Origin of the sequence: Shewanella sp. SR44-4 (assembly GCF_014163715.1) — a bacterium.
GTDB lineage: Bacteria > Pseudomonadota > Gammaproteobacteria > Enterobacterales > Shewanellaceae > Shewanella.
The window spans coordinates 22442-44709 of record NZ_JACJDU010000028.1 but is presented as its reverse complement, the minus strand read 5'-3'; the positions used below and the strand labels follow the sequence as shown (position 1 = coordinate 44709).

Here is a 22268-nt window from a genome sequence, read left to right as displayed (position 1 = left end):
ATTTTGGCATAAGTTCGTCATAGCTCAAACAGTAAACTTTACTTGTAGCTGACCCTGCGTCTGGGTAGCTAATGCTTGATTAAAAGCCTGATGGTGCGATTTAGCCAGTTCAAAGTGTATTTCAACTTTTTCAGTAAACTCTTTATCCATCACCACACCATCATATTGAGCAATTAAATACTCAACATCGGTGAGTTGAGCATAATGACATACCAAGCGTGCAGGATACCTTAAATGCTTAACCTGAGTCTGTATTTGCGTTAACCCTTGCTTTATACCCGAAGTATAAGCACGCACTAAACCGCCCACACCCAATTTAGTGCCACCAAAATAACGCACTACAATAACCCCTAGCTCACCAATGTTTGCGCCTTGTAAGCATGCTAGCATGGGTTTGCCGGCGCTACCTGACGGTTCGCCATCATCGCTAGCGCCCATATCAATGGTATTTTCTGGGCTGCCGGCTACAAACGCATAACAATAATGGTTGGCTCCTGGATATTGCTGCTTTACGTCAGTAAGCGCTAACTTCATATTATTAGGATGTGGGCAATGAAATAACAAAGAGATAAAGCGGCTATGCTTTATCTCTTCTTCTATCTGTACGTTAGCTTGCGGTATTAAATATGACTCAATCAACTAGACCAAACTCTCTCGTCATATTTTCTACTCGGTCTTGATGCACAATGACGTTATCTTCAATGCGAATGCCTCCAAATGGACGCATCTCATCAACCGTAGTCCAATTAATAGCTTGCTTAGCGGTAGCAGATAACTGATTAAGTAAGGTATCGATAATATAAAGGCCTGGCTCAATAGTCAGTACCTGATTAGCGGCTAATACTCTTGTACAGCGTAAAAAAGGATGCGCCTCAGGTGCAGCAATATGGGTTCCGCGCTCATCGTGGGAATAACCGCCCATATCATGAACTTGTAACCCCAACATATGCCCTAACCCATGCGGGAAAAAGGCACTCGTTACGCCTTGGGCAACTAACTGTTCAGCAGTGCCATTAGCCAAGCCAAAATCAATCAGTAACTGACCTATATAATGGTGTGTCGCGATGTGCAGGTCGACGTACTTAACCCCTGGCTTCATCTGCTCAATAATGGCTAATTGCACTTTATCCAATGCGACGATTAATTCGTAAAAACGATTTTTCTCGAATGAGTAAGTACGGGTAATATCTGCGGCATAGCCATGATAACTGGCCCCAGCATCAATCAAAAAAGATAAACGCTGCGCAGGCTTAACATGTTCTAAAACGGTGTAATGTAAAATAGCGGCATTTTGATTTAATGCCACGATATTACCGTAAGGCACTTCATTTTCGCCTTGGCCAATTTCGAGCAAATAACGCTGCTGAATTTCAAACTCACTGGCACCATCATAAAACGCATTTTTGGCAGCCAAATGTCCTTTTACCGCAATTTGGTTCGCTCTGCGCATGCACTCAAGTTCATACTGAGTTTTGTCTGCACGATGATAATGTAGATAGTTCATTACCGCATCAGGGTTACGAGCCGCAAAGCCCAATACATCAGCCACATCTAAGTGTTCACCAATATACGCCCACGAGGCTAAGTCTTTAGGTAAAAAGTCAGCAATTCGATCTGGCTTGGTCAGTAATTGAATATCGAAATGCTCAGTCCAGAAGGCTTGCGGTACATCATTCACCTTATGCCAAAAATCAACTGGACGATAAAACACTAAAGTAGGCTTATCTTGACCATTAGCGATAACCCAACAATTTGGCGTATCTAAAATAGGTAACCACGCTTTAAATTGCGGGTTCACTTTAAAGGGATAGTTAAGGTCATCTAAAAACTGTCGATGAGGTTGTCCCGAGTGAATCACTAAACCCGAAAGATTTTCACGCTGACAAATTTCGCCTACTCGGCGATTTAATTCCGCCATGTGCGCATGATACAGATGTGCTAACTGATCCATTGACTATCCCTTTGCATGAGTTTTAACCCAATAAGTCTATCACAAACAGAAAAAGACCTCGCTAGATGATAAAAAATTAAACGGCCGTTTAAATTGGGTGTTGTAATTTATCTCATTTAGTCGCACACTGAGAATTAGCTGGTCAATAGATGGCCGAAACTGCTGTGATTCAAGCTTGATAACTGCACAGTAAATAAGATGTGGAAGTCGCTTTTAAGCAATAAGGAAGCAAGCAATGATTTACCAAAGCCCTACCATTCAGGTTGAGTTACTTGAAGATAATATTGCCAAACTGTGTTTTAACGCACAAGGTTCGGTAAATAAATTCGACAGAGAAACAATAGCCTCTCTTGATGCCGCCCTAGACAGCATCAAACAAAATACCAATATTAAAGCCTTGCTGCTGACATCAGCAAAAAGCACCTTTATTGTTGGCGCAGACATTACCGAATTCTTAACGCTATTTCAGCAAGACGATGCCACGTTGCTAGCTTGGGTTGAACAAGCCAACGCAGTATTCAATAAGCTAGAAGACTTACCGTTTCCGACAGCATCAGCGATTAACGGTTTTGCGTTAGGCGGTGGTTGCGAAACCATTTTAGCGACTGACTTACGCGTTGCTGATACCAATGCTCGCATCGGTTTACCAGAAACCAAATTAGGTCTTATTCCTGGTTTTGGTGGCACTGTGCGTTTACCTCGAGTAATCGGTGCAGATAATGCACTTGAGTGGATTACCACAGCTAAAGACCAACGCCCAGAAGATGCGTTAAAAGTAGGCGCTATTGATGCCGTTGTTGCACCAGAAAACCTAGAAGCTGCTGCGATTCAAATGTTGCATGATGCCCTAAATGGTAGCCTTGATTGGCAAGCTCGTCGCACCAAAAAGCAATCACCATTACAGTTACCAAAACTTGAAGCCATGATGTCTTTTGCAACCGCAAAAGGAATGGTGTTTTCTGTTGCAGGCAAGCATTATCCAGCGCCAATGGCCGCTGTGAATGTTGTCGAACAAGCAGCTGGTTTGGACCGTGATGGCGCATTAAAAGTAGAAGCACAGGCTTTCATTAAATTAGCTAAAACAGATGTAGCCCAAGCGCTAATTGGTATTTTCTTAAATGACCAGTTCGTCAAAGGTAAAGCAAAGAAAGCCGGTAAACTCGCTAAAGATGTTAACCAAGCAGCAGTATTGGGTGCAGGTATTATGGGCGGCGGCATTGCTTACCAAAGCGCCAGCAAAGGCACACCAATTGTAATGAAAGACATCGCTCAGCCAGCATTAGAGTTAGGCTTGAACGAAGCGGCTAAAATTCTGACAACACAAGTTGCTCGTGGTCGTTCTACGCCAGAGAAAATGGCTAAAGTATTAAACAACATCACCCCTTCACTAGATTATGCCGCTATCAAAAATAGCGATATCGTTGTAGAAGCGGTTGTTGAACATCCAAAAGTTAAGGCTACTGTACTAGCAGAAGTTGAAGGTTACGTATCAGAAGATGCCATTATTGCATCAAATACCTCGACAATCTCAATCAACTTACTGGCTAAAAGCCTTAAGAAACCTGAACGTTTCTGCGGTATGCACTTCTTTAACCCTGTGCACAAAATGCCATTAGTTGAAATTATCCGTGGTGAGCACAGCTCTGAAGAAACCATCGCAACGGTAGTGGCTTACGCCAGCAAAATGGGTAAAACCCCAATCGTAGTGAATGATTGCCCAGGCTTCTTTGTTAACCGTGTATTGTTTCCATACTTTGCTGGCTTTAGTGGTCTACTTGCTGAAGGTGCTGACTTTGCCGCTGTCGATAAAGTCATGGAAAAGCAGTTCGGTTGGCCAATGGGCCCAGCCTACTTACTTGACGTAGTCGGTTTAGATACCGGTCATCACGCTCAAGCAGTAATGGCTGAAGGTTTCCCAGACCGCATGGGTAAAAATGGCAAAGACGCTATCGACATTATGTTTGAAAACAAACGTCTAGGTCAGAAAAACACTAAAGGTTTCTATGCCTATTCTGTTGACCGTCGTGGTAAGCCGAAGAAAGACATTGATCCAACAAGCTATGAATTATTAAGCGCTGAGTTCGGTGAATTAAAGGCATTCGAGTCTGATGACATCATCGCTCGCTGTATGATCCCGATGATCATCGAAACGGTTCGTTGTTTAGAAGAAGGCATTATTGCATCACCTGCTGAAGGCGATATGGGTCTAGTTTACGGTATTGGTTTCCCTCCATTCCGTGGCGGTGTATTCCGTTACTTAGACACCATGGGCGTAGCAAACTTTGTTGCCCTAGCAGACAAATACGCACATCTTGGTGGCTTATATCAGGTTACCGATGCAATGCGTGCACTTGCAGCCAACAACGGTAGTTACTACCAAGCCTAATTAGTGGGAAAGGAATTAAATCATGAAACAAGCTGTTATCGTAGACTGCATTCGTACCCCAATGGGCCGTTCTAAGGCAGGGGTATTTAGAAATGTACGTGCAGAAACATTGTCTGCAGAATTAATGAAAGCACTGATGTTGCGCAATCCACAATTAGACCCTAACGACATTGAAGATGTGATTTGGGGTTGTGTGCAGCAAACACTAGAGCAAGGTTTTAACATTGCCCGTAATGCATCATTGTTAGCTGGCATTCCTAAATCGGCAGGCGCAGTAACGGTAAACCGTTTATGTGGTTCGTCAATGGACGCCCTTCATCAAGCTGCTCGTGCCATCATGACTGGTCAAGGCGACACCTTTATTATTGGTGGTGTTGAGCACATGGGTCACGTACCAATGAACCACGGGGTTGATTTTCACCCTGGCTTGGCAAACCGCGTAGCTAAAGCATCTGGCATGATGGGCTTAACCGCTGAAATGTTAGGTAAAATGCACGGTATTACTCGCGAACAACAAGATGCATTTGCGGTACGTTCTCATCAACGTGCACATGCAGCAACTATCGAAGGTCGTTTTGCCAAAGAGATTTGGGGCATTGAAGGCCACGATGTAAATGGCGCACTGATCAAAGTGATGACTGACGAAGTTATCCGTCCAGAAACAACACTAGAGTCACTTGCCGGTTTACGTCCAGCATTCGACCCAGTTAACGGTACTGTGACTGCCGGTACATCATCTGCATTATCAGACGGTGCTTCTGCAATGTTGGTGATGGAAGAATCTAAAGCTCGCGCTTTAGGTTTAACCATCCGCGCACGTATTCGTTCAATGGCCGTTGCCGGTTGTGATCCTGCAATTATGGGTTATGGTCCAGTACCAGCAACCAAAAAAGCATTAGCACGCGCTGGCTTATCTGTTGCCGATTTAGACCTTATCGAATTAAACGAAGCGTTCGCGGCACAATCATTACCTTGTGTTAAAGATCTTGGCTTACAAGATGTTGTCGATGAAAAGATTAACCTTAACGGTGGTGCAATTGCATTGGGCCACCCACTAGGTTGTTCTGGCGCACGTATCTCAACAACACTGATCAACTTAATGGAAGAAAAAGATGCAACGCTTGGTCTTGCCACTATGTGTATCGGTTTAGGTCAAGGTATCGCAACTGTATTCGAACGCGTTTAATCGTTCTCATACCAAGCTGATACTTTTCAGTTGTATCAAGTGAGTTGTAAAAACGAGCCAAATTGGCTCGTTTTTTTATTTTAAAATTTTCCTACTTTGGCTAATGTTCCACGTGAAACATGTTTTATGAAAATTAAAAAATAATAAAAAAACTCAATATAACTTTAAAACCACGCAAACTTGGCAAGCTTAAATGACAAGAGTAACATTAGCGCTAATTCGATAGGTAAACATAGACAGCATTTCATGAACGATATTTATACCCAAGCACAACACCAACTCGATGCTCTTGGTCTTCGATGCCCAGAACCTGTAATGATGATTCGAAAAACAGTACGCAAAATGGCAGAAGGTGAAACCTTATTAGTCATTGCAGATGATCCTGCCACCACTCGTGATATTCCAAGTTTTTGTGAATTTATGGATCACACGTTAATTGCCAGTGATATCAGCAAGACTCCTTACCACTATTTACTCAAAAAAGGACTGTAATGAATGACCATCACATTGGAAGCTATCGCGTATAAAACAGCAAAACGCGGCATAATGAAGTCAGCCTTTTGTGCCAATGTGACCTTAGAGCGAGGCGTCGAAAACGATATTTTTGGCAGACCAGGAAAACGTCAAGTAACAGTCATGTCTAAACAGCAGTGGCACACAGCCTGCCAAAAAATTAATGCCGATTTAGACTGGTTAACTCGAAGAGCTAATTTATTGATCAGCGGCTATGAATTTAGCGCAGCAGATGTCGGTAAAACGATCACCATAGGTACTGAGCTTAAACTACAAATCACAGGTGAAACCGATCCATGTAAGAAAATGCAACAAGCATATTCAGGTCTAGAGCAGGCATTAACGCCCGACTGGCGTGGCGGAGTCACCTGCCGCGTGATTCAAACTGGATTAATACAACTAGATGACTCAGTAAAAATAGATTAGTAAAACCGATAAATCATTTTCGTTTAAGCCTTCCATAATAAAATCTAACGCTATAGCACTCATTGTCTATTAATCGATAACAGACATATGTGTTAACGTCTGTCATTAATTGATACAGATTTGTTGTACACCTTATCGGTAATTTATGCGATAAAGGAACTATTCAAACCGACAAACGCAGTAAAGCCAAATACTCTTTAGGTCATCTAATCATGCAAAATGATATTTCCTAAACGGGTATTGGGCTTGATTAAATCCACTGAAAATAAAAACGACAACGGATAATCTACTCTATGTTGACTCAAAAACTCACTCCACTTTACACCGCAATGGCACTTACTCTAGGTATATCTAGCTTTGCCTATGCCGAAGATGACAAAGTAAAATGGCACGTAAATGCTCCAGAAAATGCGCCATTAAGTAAAATTGATATCAATGTAACCGAAGGCACATGGATGAACGTCAATGTATCGCCAGATGGTGAACACATTGTATTTGATTTATTAGGTGATATTTATCAAATACCGATAGCAGGAGGCGAAGCCAAACCACTGGCACAAGGTATCGCTTGGCAAATGCAGCCAGTATATAGCCCTGACGGTAAGTATATAGCTTTCACCTCTGATGAAGATGGTGGCGACAATATCTGGATAATGAATGCCGATGGTACCAATCCACACGCTATCACTACTGAAACATTTCGTTTACTCAACAGCCCGGCCTGGAGTCCTGATTCACAATACCTAGTAGCACGTAAACATTTTACCGGCACCCGCAGCCTCGGAGCGGGTGAAGTGTGGATGTTTCACGTTGCTGGTGGCGAAGGCGTTAAACTAACAGAGCGCCCTAACGAACAAAAAGATTTGGGTGAACCGGCCTACTCGCCAGATGGACGCTATATCTACTTTAGCCAAGATGCTACACCAGGCAAGACCTTTCATTACTCAAAAGATTCGGTCAAAGGTATTTATAAAATTAAGCGCTATGACACCCAAACGGGAGATATCGAAGTATTAATTGAAGGAACTGGTGGTGCTATCCGCCCAACACCAAGCCCTGATGGCAAAACGCTTGCTTACATCAAACGCGATGGATTCCAATCGACACTATATTCACTGGATTTAAAGTCTGGTGAAGAAACTAAGCTGTATGACAAACTCGATCGTGATATGCAAGAAACATGGGCAATTCATGGCGTGTATCCAACAATGTCTTGGACCAAAGACAATAAGCACATCGTATTTTGGGCTAAAGGTAAAATTAATAAACTTGATGTCGACAGTAAAAAAATATCTGACATTCCATTCAGTGTTAAATCTCAAAGAGATATTCAACCATCGGTCCGCTTTACTCAAAACTTAGATCAAGATGAATTTGATGTAAAAATGCTGCGTATGGCACAAGTGTCACCTGACGGCGAAAAAGTAGTATTTGAAGCCTTAGGTAAAATTTGGATTCGTGATATTAAAGATGGTAAACATAAACGATTAACCCGTTTAGATGATGACATCAATGAGCTGTTTCCACAGTGGTCACGTGACGGTAAAGACATCGTATTCACCACTTGGAACGACCAACAGCAAGGCACCGTCAGTGTGGTTAGCGCCAGAGGTGGTAAAGCCAAGGTGTTGACCAACGAGCCTGGCAAATATGTCGAGCCAACCTTTTCGCCTGATGGCGAATATGTTGTTTATCGAAAGGCTCGCGGCGGTTACATGACACCACGAACTTGGTCACAAGAACCGGGTTTATATAAAGTCGATATCAAAGGAAAGCAAAGCACTAAACTAACCGCCAGTGGCCATCAGCCACAATTCGGTGACGACTCAGACCGAGTTTACTTTATGGATTCAGGTGAGACACCAGAGTTTGCATCAATCGGCATGAACGGTTTTGAAAAGCGTACCCATTACACTAGCGACCATGCTACCGAGTTTCGTTTATCACCAAACGGTGAGCACTTGGCTTTTGCTGAGCGTTTTAGAGTGTACGTCACTCCTTTTGCTAAACACGGTGAAACCATTGCGATTGGTCCTAAAGCAACCAACTTACCCATTACTCAACTGAGTGCTCGTGCAGGTGAAAGCATTAGCTGGAACGGTAAAAATAACCAACTGTATTGGACATTGGGCCCTGATTTATATCAAGCCGATGTAGACACTCAATATGTAAAAGCAGAAACCAAGGTCGATCCAAAAATAACCTCTATTGGCTTTAAAGATAAAGCCGATGTTCCACGTGGAACAGTAGTGTTTACTGGCGGTAAAGTGATCACCATGGAAAATGATCAGGTGATAGATAATGGTGTTGTTATCGTTAAAGACAATAAAATTGTCACAGTCGGTGATGCCAATTCGGTGATCCCAAAAAATGCCCAGATTATCGATATTAGTGGTAAAACCATTATGCCGGGCTTATTTGATGCTCACGCCCACGGCGGACAAGCGGATGATGAAATTATTCCACAACAAAACTGGGCCTTATATTCTGGGCTGTCACTTGGGGTAACGGCTATTCACGACCCATCGAATGACACTACCGAAATTTTTGCTGCTTCTGAACAACAAAAAGCAGGCAATATTGTTGGCCCTCGTATTTTCTCAACCGGGACTATATTATACGGAGCCAACTTACCAGGCTATACCTCGCATGTAGATTCACTTGATGACGCAAAGTTCCACTTAGAGCGTCTTAAAAAAGTCGGTGCATTTAGTGTTAAGAGTTACAACCAGCCACGTCGAGATCAACGACAACAGATTATTGCTGCCGCACGAGAGCTCGAAATGATGGTAGTACCTGAAGGAGGCAGTTTGCTGCAACACAATTTATCGATGATAGCGGATGGTCACACCACGGTAGAACATTCGTTACCAGCAGCGTCTATATACAATGACATCAAACAATTCTGGAGCCAAACTGAAGTACACTACACACCGACCTTAGTTGTCGCTTATGGTGGTATTTCTGGCGAGCATTACTGGTATGACAAAACAGACGTTTGGGCTCACCCTCGTCTAAGCATGTATGTCCCGCATGATATTCTTGATGCCCGTTCAATGCGCCGCACTACCGCGCCAGATGAACATTACAACCACTTTAATGTTGCCCGCGTAGCCAATGAGTTAAACAACATCGGCGTTAAACCTAATATTGGTGCTCATGGTCAACGAGAAGGATTAGCTGCACATTGGGAAATGTGGATGTTTGCTCAAGGCGGCATGAGTAATATGGAAGTATTAAAAACCGCAACAATCAATCCGGCGACAACCTTTGGTATGGACCATCAACTAGGTTCTATTAAAGTGGGTAAATTGGCTGACTTAATAGTGATTGATGGCGATCCATTAGCCGATATCAGAACGACGGATAAAGTCACTTACACTATGGTTAATGGTAAGCTGTTTAATTCAGAAACCATGAATCAACTCAATGGTGATAAACATAAACGTAAGCCTTTTTTCTTTGAAAAAATCTAACGATTAAATTAATCCAATAAAAAGGGTGTTCCACGTGGAACACCCTTTTTTTATATAAATATCAAAATCAATACTGGCTGTAACAATGACAGTCAGTCGTGTGGTCATTCACCATACCTACCGCTTGCATAAAGGCATAACAAATTGTTGGGCCAACAAAGTTAAAACCAAGCTTTTTTAACGCTTTAGACATAGCTTCAGATTCTGGTGTTTGTGCAGGAACTTGGCTTGATGAACTGAAGTTGTTTGCTCTCGGTTCACCGTCGACAAAACTCCATAAAAACTTAGAAAAATCATCACCCTGCTCCACAAATGCTAAATAAGCTTTAGCATTTCTGATGATCGAGTTTATTTTAAGACGATTACGTACAATACCTGGTTCAAGCATTAACGCTTCCACTTTAGCTTGATCGTACTGAGCAATAATACTCGGCTCAAAATTAGCAAACAGTTGTTGGTAGTTTTGTTGCTTTTTAAGAATCGTAATCCAAGATAATCCAGCTTGTTGACCATCAAGACAAAGCTTAGCAAAAAGCTGTTTGGCATCAAACTCAGGACGTCCCCATACTGTATCGTGGTAATGCTGATATAAAGGGTCTTCACTTACCCAGCCACATCGGTTAACTTGCATGGTATGGTTCCATTAACGTTTTTAGTAGTACGTTAAAAAATAACCTACATCTGCCTTGCTCTACAAGGTATAATCATTAACATTTTCTATTAATAGCCTGACAGTAGTAGACATGACGACGAAACACGACGTAAAGACATTTCAGGGTTTCATCCTAACCCTTCAGGAATATTGGGCGCAGCAAGGTTGCGCAATTGTTCAACCTCTAGATATGGAAGTTGGCGCTGGTACTTTCCACCCGCAGACGTTCTTACGTTCATTAGGCCCGGAGCCAATGAGCAGTGCATACGTGCAACCGTCTCGCCGTCCTACTGATGGACGTTATGGTGAAAACCCAAACCGCCTGCAACATTACTACCAATTTCAAGTAGTGCTAAAGCCATCTCCAGATAATATTCAAGAGCTATATTTGGGCTCACTTGAAGCACTTGGCATCGACACCAAAGTACATGACATTCGTTTTGTTGAAGATAACTGGGAGTCGCCAACATTAGGTGCTTGGGGTTTGGGTTGGGAAATTTGGCTTAATGGTATGGAAGTGACTCAGTTCACCTACTTCCAACAAGTTGGCGGAATTGAATGTAGCCCTGTTACAGGTGAAATCACTTACGGGCTTGAGCGTTTAGCCATGTACATTCAAGAAGTGGATAGCGTATACGATCTTGTTTGGACTGACGGACCACTTGGTCGTGTCACTTATGGTGACATTTTCCATCAGAACGAAGTAGAACAGTCTACCTATAACTTCGAACATGCCGATGTCGATTTTATGTTCACCCTATTCGATCAATGTGAAAAGATGTGCATGCACTTATTATCACTAGAAAAGCCATTACCACTACCTGCTTACGAGCAAGTAATGAAAGCATCACACGCTTTTAACTTACTTGATGCTCGCCATGCTATATCAGTCACTGAACGTCAGCGTTATATCCTTCGCGTTCGTACTATGGCAAAAGGTGTTGCAGAATCTTATTATCAAGCACGTGAAGCTCTTGGCTTCCCAATGTGTAAGTAGAGGTAACGAATGAATTTTGAAAACTTACTCATTGAAGTGGGTACCGAAGAATTACCACCAAAAGCGCTGCGCACGTTAGCTGAATCATTTTTAACGAGCTTTACAGATGAATTAACTAAAGCTGATTTACCTTTTGAGTCTGCAGTTTGGTATGCCGCCCCTCGCCGCTTAGCGATTAATGTGTTGGGTCTAGCATTAGCACAAGCCGATAAAGTCGTTGAAAAACGCGGCCCCGCGGTTAGCTCAGCATTTGATGCTGACGGTAACCCAACTAAAGCAGCACAAGGCTGGGCTCGTGGTAACGGTATTACGGTTGAGCAAGCAGAGCGATTAGTCACCGATAAAGGTGAATGGTTAGTCCATCAAGCTAAAGTGGTTGGCGTTGAAACTAAAAGCTTAATAGCTGACATGGCACAACGCGCACTCGATAAGTTACCAATCCCTAAGCCAATGCGTTGGGGTAACAACAAAACTCAGTTTATTCGCCCGGTCCACACCGTGACAATGTTATTAGGTAGCGAATTAGTTGCAGGTGAATTGCTTGGTATTAAATCTGACCGCATTATTCGTGGCCACCGCTTTATGGGTAAAGCCAGCTTTGAGTTAGATCATGCCGACAATTATTTAGCCGCGCTAAAAGAGCAAGGTAAAGTCCTAGCAGATTATGAATTACGTAAATCGCTAATCAAAGCTGATGCTGAAGCAGCTGCAGCAAAATTAGGTGGTATTGCCGATATTCAAGATGGACTACTTGAAGAAGTGGCTTCACTGGTTGAATGGCCAATAGTGTTAACAGCTAGCTTTGAAGAAAAGTTTTTAAATGTGCCTTCAGAAGCCTTAGTTTACACCATGAAAGGTGATCAAAAATACTTCCCAGTATTTGATAAAGCCGGCAAATTATTGCCTAACTTTATCTTTGTTACTAATATCGAATCTAAAGATCCGCAGCAGATTATTTCAGGCAACGAAAAAGTGGTTCGCCCACGTCTTGCTGATGCGGAGTTTTTCTTTAACACCGATAAAAAGCAAACATTAGCATCTCGTATTGCCAGCTTAGAAACCGTGGTGTTTCAAAAACAATTAGGCACATTGAAAGCGCGTGTTGAACGTATTTCGGAACTTGCAGGTTTCATTGCTACGCAAATGAACAACAACGGTGTTGAAACCAACAATGTAGATGCTAGTCGCGCCGGTTTATTGTCTAAAGCAGACCTTATGACCAACATGGTCATGGAATTTACTGATACTCAAGGCACTATGGGCATGCACTACGCCCGCTTAGATGGCGAAACAGAAGCTGTTGCTATCGCACTTGAAGAGCAGTACAAACCTAAATTCTCGGGTGATACAGTACCAACAGCCAGCGTTTCATGTGCGGTTGCTTTAGCTGAAAAGTTAGATACGCTTGTGGGTATTTTTGGCATTGGCCAAGCACCAAAAGGTGCAGCAGACCCATTTGCACTTCGCCGTGCAGCCATTGGTATTTTGCGCGTTATCGTAGAAAACAAACTGCCATTGGACTTGGTAGAGTTAATTGCTAAAGCACAAGCTTTACATGCGACTAATATCACTAACACTAATACTAGTGAAGATGTACTTGAGTTTCTTCTCGCACGTTTCCGCGCTTGGTACCAAGATAAAGGCATTCAAGTTGACGTTATTTTAGCTGTACTAGCTCGTCGTCCAACCAAACCTGCTGATTTTGACAGTCGTGTTAAAGCTGTATCGCATTTCCGTAGCTTAGAAGCTTCTACAGCGCTAGCAGCGGCAAATAAACGTGTTTCTAATATATTGGCTAAAGTTGAAGGCGAATTACCCGCAACCATCAATTCAGCTCTATTAACAGAACCAGCAGAAAAAGCGCTAGCTGATAAGCTTGTACAATTACAACCACAGTTAGCCCCGCTGTTTGCTGATGGCGATTACCAACAAGCATTAACGCTATTGGCTGACTTACGCGAAAACGTCGATCAGTTCTTTGAAGATGTGATGGTAATGGCAGATGATGAAGCATTGAAAAATAACCGTTTAGCGTTATTAACCAATCTTCGTGAGCAGTTCTTGCACGTTGCAGACATTTCGTTGCTGCAATAATGTAAATTAGCTGTAGCTGAGATAAAAGCGCCGCAAGGCGCTTTTTTTATGGATTACTTCTTATGACTTACTTTTTATGGCTTAAGAGTATCAGCCACAACGTGGGGCTATAAAAGGTTAAGGCAGACACCTTACCCGCATTGATATTAATTTAAAACTGGATAAGCTTTTGATGCAAAAAGATAAAATCTTCTTCACTACACTCAACCTGAGCTAACAACACGGCTAGTGCTGGTTGAGGCAATTTGTCGACTTGCTGCAGCATTGAACACTCACTAATAATATTGGCTTTCCAAATAAGCAGTGTCATGCCATCAGTAGGTTTAATATTGGTATTGGCCAATAACGTTAACGGTGTTTCAAAGTGCAGTGGTAATTGCCAACAGCGCGCTAACAGTGCACTTAAGGTCAACGATTTTGTGGTCATCACCTGCTTAAATAGTATTGAATTAGGCTGCTCTCCAGGTTCTGCTTGATAAAAAGCATCCACCAGCATTTTAAAAATCGCAATTTTACCTACATCATGCAGTAAGCCCACTAAAAAAGCGCTGTCTCGTTGCTCGGGGCTCGCTAACTCGCTGGCCAAAAAAGCAACTTGCATAGAATGACGCCAGATTTCAGCCCCAAAGCGTCTAAAATAAATAGGCTTTATATCAATTAACTCACGGGCTAAGCTCGCGGTAATAAATTGCCTTAATTGTTGTCGCCCAACTTGTACTAGCGCTTGTTGAATACTGCTAACATCATTCTCAGCTCGTTTAAAAGCAGGCGAATTACATAACTTAAGTACTTCAACACACAACAGAGGGTCTTGTTCAATAAGTTGTATTAGTTCTTGGGTTTCAATACTGTCGTCGCCTAGTTTTTTATCTAGCTCGAGTATTTTGCTGGGCAGCTTTAATACATTTTCCGCAATCGACTGAGGTGAGCTTAATGCCAGTTCAATATTGTGCATCACGCTTCGCTCTAAATTATTCGCTATTCCTGTTGTTGTAGTTTGTTGGTTTGCAAATAATAAACTGTAAAATAAAGCCGACAGATCTAACTGTGATTCAACAGCTTGATGTTGCGTAACCTCTATTGCAGGTACTGGTGCTTTGGATTTGGTTTGCTGACGTTTCTCTGCAGTGCTAATGCCAGTGAATTTGGCCTGTTCATTGCGGTCTCGAACATTAAACAATTTTTTAAAGAAACCAATAACCACTGTAAATAGCCTTATTAAATGTTAAGTAAATACTATTATAACCATAGCACTAAAAACAAAAATGGGTGCCAAAGGCACCCATTTATACACTAAAATTTTGTTATACGTCTAAGTTGGCCACATTAAGCGCGTTAGTTTCAATAAACTCACGACGCGGCTCAACTTGGTCACCCATCAAACATGTAAATAGCTGATCAGCAGCAACCGCATCTTCAATAGTAACGCGTAACATACGACGTGATTCTGGATCCATTGTAGTTTCCCACAATTGTTCAGGGTTCATTTCACCCAATCCTTTATAACGTTGAATATATAGGCCGCGTTTAGCTTCACTAATAGTCCAATCTAATGCTTCTAAGAAGCTTTCAACTTCTTTAACACGTTCGCCACGTTGTACATAACCACCCTCTTCAATCATCCCCTCTAATGCAGCACCTAGCTTAGCGATACGCTGATAATCAGATGATGTGAAGAAGTCATAACCAAATAGATAGTTAGTATCAATACCGTGCTTGCGGATTGTCACGCTAGGAGTGTAAACCTTGCGCTCAGGGTCAAGCATTACATTAGCTGTAAAAATAATACCGCTACTTTCACGTTCTACTAGATCTGCAATGAAGCCATTACACCATGCCGTCATTTGCGCTTCGTCACTTAACACTGCAGTAGTCACTTCTGGGTGATACAACATACGGTCAAGTAGGTTGGTTGGGTAGCGTTTTTCTAAGCGCTTAATAATGCGCTCAACTTCACGATACTGCGCCACTAAACGCTCTAATGGCTCACCAGACATACCAAAAGCACCTGGGCTTGGATAAATATTGGTGCCATCGAGTGCTTGAGTGGTTAAATACTCAGTTAATGCTGGCTCATCTTTCAAATACTGTTCTTGCTTACCTTTTTTCACTTTGAAAAGTGGTGGTTGAGCAATATAAATATAGCCACGTTGGATCAATTCAGGCATTTGACGGAAGAAGAAGGTCAACAGCAAAGTACGAATGTGTGAGCCGTCGACGTCAGCATCGGTCATGATGATGATGTTGTGATAACGAGTCTTATCTGGATTATATTCATCGCGGCCAATGCCACAACCTAATGCAGTAATCAGCGTTGCCACTTCTTGTGAAGATAACATCTTGTCAAAACGCGCTTTTTCTACGTTTAAGATCTTACCCTTTAGCGGAAGAATTGCTTGGTTTTTACGATTACGTCCCTGCTTGGCTGATCCGCCAGCAGAGTCCCCTTCCACTATGTATATTTCAGAAAGACCAGGATCTTTCTCTTGGCAGTCAGCTAACTTACCTGGCAAACCACCTAAATCTAGTGCGCCTTTACGACGAGTCATTTCACGGGCTTTACGCGCCGCTTCACGAGCACGTGCTGCATCAACAATTTTACCCACAATTAATTTAGCATCTGCTGGGTTTTCTAATAGATAATCGTTTAACTGCTCACCCATTGTTTGTTCAACAGCGCTTTTCACTTCACTAGACACAAGTTTGTCTTTAGTTTGCGAGCTAAACTTTGGATCAGGTACTTTTACTGAAATAACCGCAGTTAAGCCTTCGCGCGCGTCGTCACCTGTCGCGTTAGTTTTGCCTTTTTTGTTAAAACCTTCACGTTCCATGTAGTTGTTCAAGTTACGTGTTAAAGCACCACGGAAACCGGCTAAGTGAGTACCACCATCACGCTGAGGAATATTATTAGTAAAACAGAAAATATTCTCTTGATAACCATCGTTCCACTGCATCGCAACTTCAACGGTGATACCATCTTCGCGCTCATGAGAAAAATGGAAAACATCTTTGTTAATCGGCGTTTTATTACGGTTTAAGTAATCAACAAAAGCACTAATACCGCCTTCATACTTAAAGAACTCATCTTTACCGTCGCGCTCGTCAACTAAACGAATGCCGACACCTGAGTTTAAGAATGATAGTTCACGTACGCGTTTGGCTAAAATTTCAAAATGAAATTCAACATTGGTAAACGTGTCACCACTTGGCCAAAAGCGGAGTTCGGTACCGGTTTTAACCGCATCACCAATTTCTTTGATAGGCGCATCGGGTACACCATGAGTATAGAACTGCTCATAGACTTTACCTGCTCTACGAATGGTTAACTGTAGTTTTTTCGATAACGCATTAACGACCGAAACACCCACACCGTGCAGACCACCAGAGACTTTATAAGAGTTATCATCAAACTTACCGCCAGCATGAAGTACGGTCATAATAACTTCAGCGGCAGAGATACCCTCTTCTTCATGTATCGAAACAGGAATACCACGACCATCGTCTTTTACTGAGACTGAACCATCTGAATGAATGCTAATGGTGATATCACTACAATGGCCTGCTAAAGCTTCATCGATAGAGTTATCGACCACTTCGAATACCATGTGATGAAGACCTGTGCCATCATCAGTATCACCAATGTACATACCAGGTCTCTTACGGACTGCATCAAGGCCTTTTAATACCTTGATACTCGAAGAATCGTAACTATTCTCTGACATATTTATCTCTCGTTGTTATTCAATAACCGTTACCAACCCTTGTTCCACATGAAACATCCTGTTTGGAGGGCTAGATAACGAATCGACTATTGCTTGCGGTTCGATCGCAGTGACAAAAATTTGTGCACCGGTTTCGGTTAACTGCTGTAGCAATAGCTGCCTATGCTGTGCATCCAACTCCGACGGTAAATCGTCGACTAGATAAATACTATTTTTATCTAGTTGTTGTTTGAGCAACTTTCCCTGTGCAATACGCAGTGCACAGACTAATAATTTTAATTGTCCACGGGACAACGCATCCTGCGCCGGTAAATTACCCACGCGCAAACGTAAATCTGCTTTGTGGGGGCCGCTGCCCGTATTTCCAGCGGCTAAATCTCTTGAGTATTGGTTTTCAAGTAATTGGGCAAAATCCGTTTTACTATCCCATCCTCGAGTAAAAGAAACCTTAATATCAATCTGAGGTAAAAACACTCCGATTATACCCTTTAGTAGCACATTTAACGAGTCTACATATTGATTTCGTATATCGGTAACCTGTTCAGCATACCGCACCAACTCCTTATCCCAAAACTGTATTTGGTTATAGGGAGAGTGATTTCTAAGTAATTGGTTTCGTTGCTTTAATACCTTTCTAGTATTCACCCAAGCTTGATAAAAATGTGGGTCAGAATGAAATGCACCCCAATCAATAAATTGACGGCGGGCTTTAGGTCCCTCGAACAACAAAGAAAAACTTTCGGGAGTAATAACTTGAATGGGTAACGTTTCGGCCAGGGTTGATAAACGCTTTACTTTCTCGCCATCAATTTTTACTTCGATCTCACCGCTTCGATGACGACGTAAGCCAATTTTACAATCTCTGTCAGCATCAATTAAATGCGCAAACAAAGTCAGTTTATCGTCATCATGGTTGATCACACGTTGGGATAAATGGCTTCTAAACGAACGGCCCATACCCAAAAAATAAATAGCTTCGAGAATACTGGTTTTGCCACTGCCATTTTGACCGTAAATCAAATTTAAGCCATCACCCGGTTGTAATGATGCTGAGGTAATATTACGAAATGAACCTATGGTAATACGCGATAAACTCATGAAGACCTATTGTGATAACCCAATAAAACGGTAGAAACAAAGAAGGTGCTTTGCAGCACCTTTCATATAGCAATAACACAATAACGCATTACAGACGCATTGGCATCACGACATACATAGAATCTTCTTCTTTGTGGTTCTCAATCAAGGCACTTGAATTGCCATCAATTAAAGTAATTCGTACTTCATCACTGGCTAAGTTATTTAACACATCGAGTAGATAACTGACGTTAAAACCAATTTCTAGCTTATCAGAGTCATATTCAACATCAATGATCTCTTCAGCTTCTTCTTGTTCAGGATTATTGGCAGTAATTTTCAATAAGCCAGATTCAAGCTGAATACGTACTCCACGGAATTTCTCATTCGAAAGAATAGACGCACGAGTTAACGCTTGTTTTAATTGGTTACGACTGGCGATAACCACCTTATTGCCACCCTTAGGTAACACTCGGCGGTAATCAGGGAAACGGCCATCGACAAGCTTACTGGTAAATACCGCGGAACTGGTAATCGCTCTAATGGCATTATCACCAATGGCAATGGTAATGTCCTGGTCGTCACTGTCGAGCAAGCGCGCCATTTCAACCACCCCTTTACGAGGCACAATCACTTGTTTTTCGGGTAATGAAACATCAAGCGTACGATGACTTAAGGCTAAACGGTGTCCATCGGTGGCAATAGCACGTAATACATTGCCTTCCGTTTCAAATAACAAACCATTGAGGTAATAACGGACATCTTGGTTAGCCATTGAAAACTGAGTTGAATCAATAATCGACTTCAACACGCCTTGCTTTAAGCTAAATTCGATATCCGCTTGGAATTCTTCAACGTTGGGATAATCTTCGGCGGGTAATGTTGCCAATGAAAAACGGCTGCGACCTGAACGCAATAACCATTTATTATCTTGTTGCTCGACCTTTAATTCACTCTGCTCTGGTAATGACTTAACAATATCCAGTAACTTTTTAGCCGGAACCGTCGTACGACCGATATCAATGTCACCATGAATAGCCGCTTGGCCCACCAACTCAACCTCTAAATCAGTGCCTGTTAGCTTAAGTGATGACTCACTAACTTCAACTAATAAGTTGGCTAAAATAGGTAAGTTGTGTCTGCGTTCTACCGCGCCGCACACTAGCTGCAACGGCTTTAATAGGGCGTCCCTATCAATTGAAAATTTCATCGTGTCAACATTCCCTGAATTAAGAAGACAAAGTTCTAATCAAGTTAGCATAATCTTCTTTAATATCATGACTTTCTTCGCGCAATTGGGCGATTTTACGACAAGCATGTAACACTGTCGTATGGTCACGACCACCAAAAGCATCACCAATTTCCGGTAAACTTTGGTTAGTAAGTTCTTTAGATAGCGCCATCGCCACTTGTCTAGGCCTTGCCACACTGCGAGAACGGCGTTTAGACAGCATATCTGCCATTTTTATTTTGTAGTATTCAGCAACAGTCTTCTGAATATTATCTATAGTGACTAATTTTTCTTGTAGTGCCAAGAGATCTCTTAATGCTTCACGCACAAAGTCGATAGTGATTGGGCGGCCAGTAAAGTTAGCATTAGCAATCACGCGGTTTAGTGCACCTTCTAATTCACGTACGTTTGAACGTAAACGCTTGGCAATAAAGAATGCCACTTCATCAGGTAGGTTTATTCCGCTCTCTTGTGCTTTACGCATTAAAATCGCTACGCGGGTTTCTAATTCAGGTGGCTCAATAGCAACCGTTAAGCCCCAACCAAAGCGAGATTTTAAGCGATCCTCTACCCCGTCGATCTCTTTCGGATAACGGTCTGAGGTTAAAATAATTTGATGATTACCTTCTAACAATGCATTAAAGGTATGGAAAAACTCTTCTTGTGAACGATCTTTATTGGCAAAAAATTGAATGTCATCAATAAATAGCGCATCAACACTACGGTAATAACGCTTAAATTCTTCGATCGCGTTATTTTGCAGCGCTTTAACCATGTCCTGAACAAAACGCTCAGAATGCATATACACCACTTTGGCATTGGGATTATTTTTAATAATGCCATTACCTACAGCGTGTAAAAGGTGAGTTTTACCTAAACCAGTGCCGCCATATAAAAATAACGGATTATAAGCACCACCAGGATTTTCAGAAACTTGCAATGCAGCAGCTTTACCTAACTGGTTCGATTTACCTTCAACGAAGTTATCAAATTGGTAAGTAGGATTAATATTGCTACGATGATTAGGGTTAATAATCGGTTCAGCCTGGGTATTAAAGGACGTCGTTCCTACCTGGGCTTTAGTTTGGCGATTAACAGGCTTAGCCGCTACAGGAGCTGGCGCAACCGGACGAGCTGAAGGACGGCTACCAATATCAAAACGTAACTTAGGTGCATTACTGCCCATTTGTTCAGTAAAAAATTGATTAATGATATTGATGTATTTATCGCGTACCCAATCCAGCACAAAACGATTTGGCGCATACAAAACCAAAGTATCACCATCCATTTCAGCCTGTAACGGACGGATCCACATACTGAACTGCTGTGCTGATAACTCGTCTTGCAGTCTACCGATACATTGTTGCCAAAGTGAAACCGCCACTTATTTATCCCCAAATATCTTTAATCAAAGGAGGTGTATTCTATAGGGAGATCACAATGATCGCTATCCTTTAAAGAAGAATTATCCCCAGCGGGATCATTCTGTGTATATATCTGAGATCAGCGAAGATCAAAATCGATCCATTAATTGCAAGATTCAAGCAAATCCAGCTTTATTAACCGATCCACCTTGATCTATAATAGCATTTCTTTGATCTACTGAAACAACGAAAGATCCACAAGATATAGTGTCTGTACACAGACTTATCCACATCTTCTGGTGCTTAATCGATAGTAGCTTCAAATAAAGATTGGCAGAAATTTGTCATATAAGTACTTTCGTTATTGACGAGGCTACTTAAAGTGATTACAATTCGGCCTCTTTTTTGCCCTTACCTCTAATGTTGGAGATAAGGTAAATTCACTAACAAAGACGGATTGCCATCATGAGTAAACGTACTTTTCAACCTAGCAACCTGAAGCGCAAGCGTTCTCACGGCTTCCGCGCTCGTATGGCTACTGTAGGCGGCCGTAAGGTCCTTGCACGTCGCCGTGCGAAAGGTCGCGCTCGTTTATCTGCGTAAGTAGATAACTAGGTGACTAGCTATACCTTTTCGCGGGAGTTACGTTTGTTAACTCCCGCGCAATTTAAATCTGTATTCTCCAATCCAATCAAAGCATCCTCTGCTGAAATAACTCTGCTCGCAATTCCAAATTCAGAGCAACATCCTCGTTTAGGATTAACTGTGGCCAAACGTTTTGTTAAACGTGCAAACCAACGTAATCGTATTAAACGTGTGATAAGAGATAGTTTTCGTTTACATCAACACGACATCCCAGATATAGATATCGTTGTATTAGTCAGAAATGGCGTGATGGAAATGGAAAATGCAGAACTACACAAATTAATAGAAAAGCTATGGCGCAAACTCAGTCGCCGTTACAATGGCTAGCAACTACGGTTATCCGTGGTTACCAAATTCTTATCAGCCCTTTATTGGGACCGCGGTGTCGGTTCAATCCAACTTGTTCTTATTATGCTATCGAAGCAATAAAAACACATGGAACAGTGAAAGGTAGTTGGTTTGCAATGAAACGCATATTAAAATGTCACCCTTTACATCCCGGCGGTAGTGATCCCGTCCCCCCTAAAAATGACAGGTGTAATAAATAG

At 42.1% G+C, this 22268-nt stretch carries 18 protein-coding genes; 10 read left to right on the top strand and 8 right to left on the bottom strand.

Going from position 1 to position 22268, the window contains the following annotated elements:
- Positions 1-24 precede the first annotated feature (24 nt).
- Both H5125_RS13655 and pepQ read right to left on the bottom strand, forming a co-directional pair.
- Positions 25-639: a YigZ family protein gene (locus tag H5125_RS13655; RefSeq protein WP_182744504.1), complete on the bottom strand. Its 615-nt coding sequence runs from the start codon at positions 637-639 to the stop codon at positions 25-27.
- Entirely contained in the window at positions 632-1951 is a 1320-nt protein-coding gene (gene pepQ / locus H5125_RS13650; protein WP_182744503.1) for a Xaa-Pro dipeptidase, read from the bottom strand. Before pepQ ends, H5125_RS13655 begins: the two co-directional genes overlap by 8 nt.
- A gap of 235 nt (positions 1952-2186) precedes the next feature.
- On the opposite strand from pepQ, the gene fadB reads away from it, so the two are divergent.
- The 5 genes from fadB (at position 2187) to H5125_RS13625 (ending at position 9938) form a co-directional block, all read left to right on the top strand.
- Complete coding sequence (fadB, locus tag H5125_RS13645) at positions 2187-4337, top strand: fatty acid oxidation complex subunit alpha FadB (RefSeq protein ID WP_162021960.1); 2151 nt, start codon at positions 2187-2189, stop codon at positions 4335-4337.
- A gap of 22 nt (positions 4338-4359) precedes the next feature.
- The gene (gene fadA, locus H5125_RS13640; protein WP_101087370.1) at positions 4360-5523 is read left to right on the top strand and encodes an acetyl-CoA C-acyltransferase FadA; all 1164 of its coding nucleotides are present in this window, start codon (positions 4360-4362) and stop codon (positions 5521-5523) included.
- A gap of 246 nt (positions 5524-5769) precedes the next feature.
- Entirely contained in the window at positions 5770-6015 is a 246-nt protein-coding gene (gene tusA, locus H5125_RS13635; protein ID WP_011635503.1) for a sulfurtransferase TusA, read from the top strand.
- A 3-nt stretch (positions 6016-6018) separates the two neighbouring features.
- Positions 6019-6462, top strand: a complete 444-nt coding sequence (locus tag H5125_RS13630; RefSeq protein WP_059746101.1) for an MOSC domain-containing protein — start codon at positions 6019-6021, stop codon at positions 6460-6462.
- Positions 6463-6755: 293 nt separating this feature from the next.
- Positions 6756-9938 carry an amidohydrolase family protein gene (locus tag H5125_RS13625; protein ID WP_182744502.1) on the top strand — a complete coding sequence of 1061 codons (3183 nt, stop codon included), beginning with the start codon at positions 6756-6758 and terminating at the stop codon, positions 9936-9938.
- A gap of 67 nt (positions 9939-10005) precedes the next feature.
- Here the strand turns inward: H5125_RS13625 and H5125_RS13620 are convergent, their stop codons facing one another.
- Entirely contained in the window at positions 10006-10569 is a 564-nt protein-coding gene (locus tag H5125_RS13620) for a DNA-3-methyladenine glycosylase I (RefSeq protein WP_182744501.1), read from the bottom strand.
- Between the two features lie 112 nt (positions 10570-10681).
- On the opposite strand from H5125_RS13620, the gene glyQ reads away from it, so the two are divergent.
- Entirely contained in the window at positions 10682-11587 is a 906-nt protein-coding gene (gene glyQ, locus H5125_RS13615; RefSeq protein ID WP_011635499.1) for a glycine--tRNA ligase subunit alpha, read from the top strand.
- 9 nt (positions 11588-11596) lie between these two features.
- The gene (gene glyS, locus H5125_RS13610; RefSeq protein WP_182744500.1) at positions 11597-13681 is read left to right on the top strand and encodes a glycine--tRNA ligase subunit beta; all 2085 of its coding nucleotides are present in this window, start codon (positions 11597-11599) and stop codon (positions 13679-13681) included.
- A 151-nt stretch (positions 13682-13832) separates the two neighbouring features.
- On the opposite strand, the gene H5125_RS13605 is transcribed toward glyS, so the two are convergent.
- The 5 genes from H5125_RS13605 to dnaA all read right to left on the bottom strand — a co-directional run bounded on the left by H5125_RS13605 (position 13833) and on the right by dnaA (position 21095).
- Entirely contained in the window at positions 13833-14885 is a 1053-nt protein-coding gene (locus H5125_RS13605; RefSeq protein WP_182744499.1) for an HDOD domain-containing protein, read from the bottom strand.
- Between the two features lie 100 nt (positions 14886-14985).
- Positions 14986-17403 carry a DNA topoisomerase (ATP-hydrolyzing) subunit B gene (gene gyrB, locus H5125_RS13600; protein WP_101087365.1) on the bottom strand — a complete coding sequence of 806 codons (2418 nt, stop codon included), beginning with the start codon at positions 17401-17403 and terminating at the stop codon, positions 14986-14988.
- Positions 17404-17418: 15 nt separating this feature from the next.
- Positions 17419-18501, bottom strand: coding sequence for a DNA replication/repair protein RecF (gene recF / locus H5125_RS13595; RefSeq protein WP_162021954.1), 1083 nt, complete (start codon positions 18499-18501; stop codon positions 17419-17421).
- 88 nt (positions 18502-18589) lie between these two features.
- A complete protein-coding gene (dnaN, locus tag H5125_RS13590; RefSeq protein WP_101087363.1) occupies positions 18590-19690 on the bottom strand; it encodes a DNA polymerase III subunit beta in 1101 nt (366 codons plus the stop codon).
- A gap of 19 nt (positions 19691-19709) precedes the next feature.
- Positions 19710-21095 (bottom strand): chromosomal replication initiator protein DnaA, encoded by a 1386-nt coding sequence (dnaA, locus tag H5125_RS13585; RefSeq protein WP_011635493.1) that lies wholly within the window; start codon positions 21093-21095, stop codon positions 19710-19712.
- A 445-nt stretch (positions 21096-21540) separates the two neighbouring features.
- Here dnaA and rpmH point away from each other — a divergent pair, with 445 nt between their 5' ends.
- From rpmH to yidD, 3 genes are read left to right on the top strand one after another with little or no spacing between them, the layout of a single operon-like run.
- Complete coding sequence (rpmH, locus tag H5125_RS13580; RefSeq protein ID WP_006083827.1) at positions 21541-21678, top strand: 50S ribosomal protein L34; 138 nt, start codon at positions 21541-21543, stop codon at positions 21676-21678.
- Positions 21679-21690: 12 nt separating this feature from the next.
- Positions 21691-22047, top strand: coding sequence for a ribonuclease P protein component (gene rnpA / locus H5125_RS13575; RefSeq protein ID WP_011639470.1), 357 nt, complete (start codon positions 21691-21693; stop codon positions 22045-22047).
- A complete protein-coding gene (gene yidD / locus H5125_RS13570) occupies positions 22014-22268 on the top strand; it encodes a membrane protein insertion efficiency factor YidD (protein WP_011639469.1) in 255 nt (84 codons plus the stop codon). The genes rnpA and yidD overlap by 34 nt, the downstream gene beginning before the upstream one ends.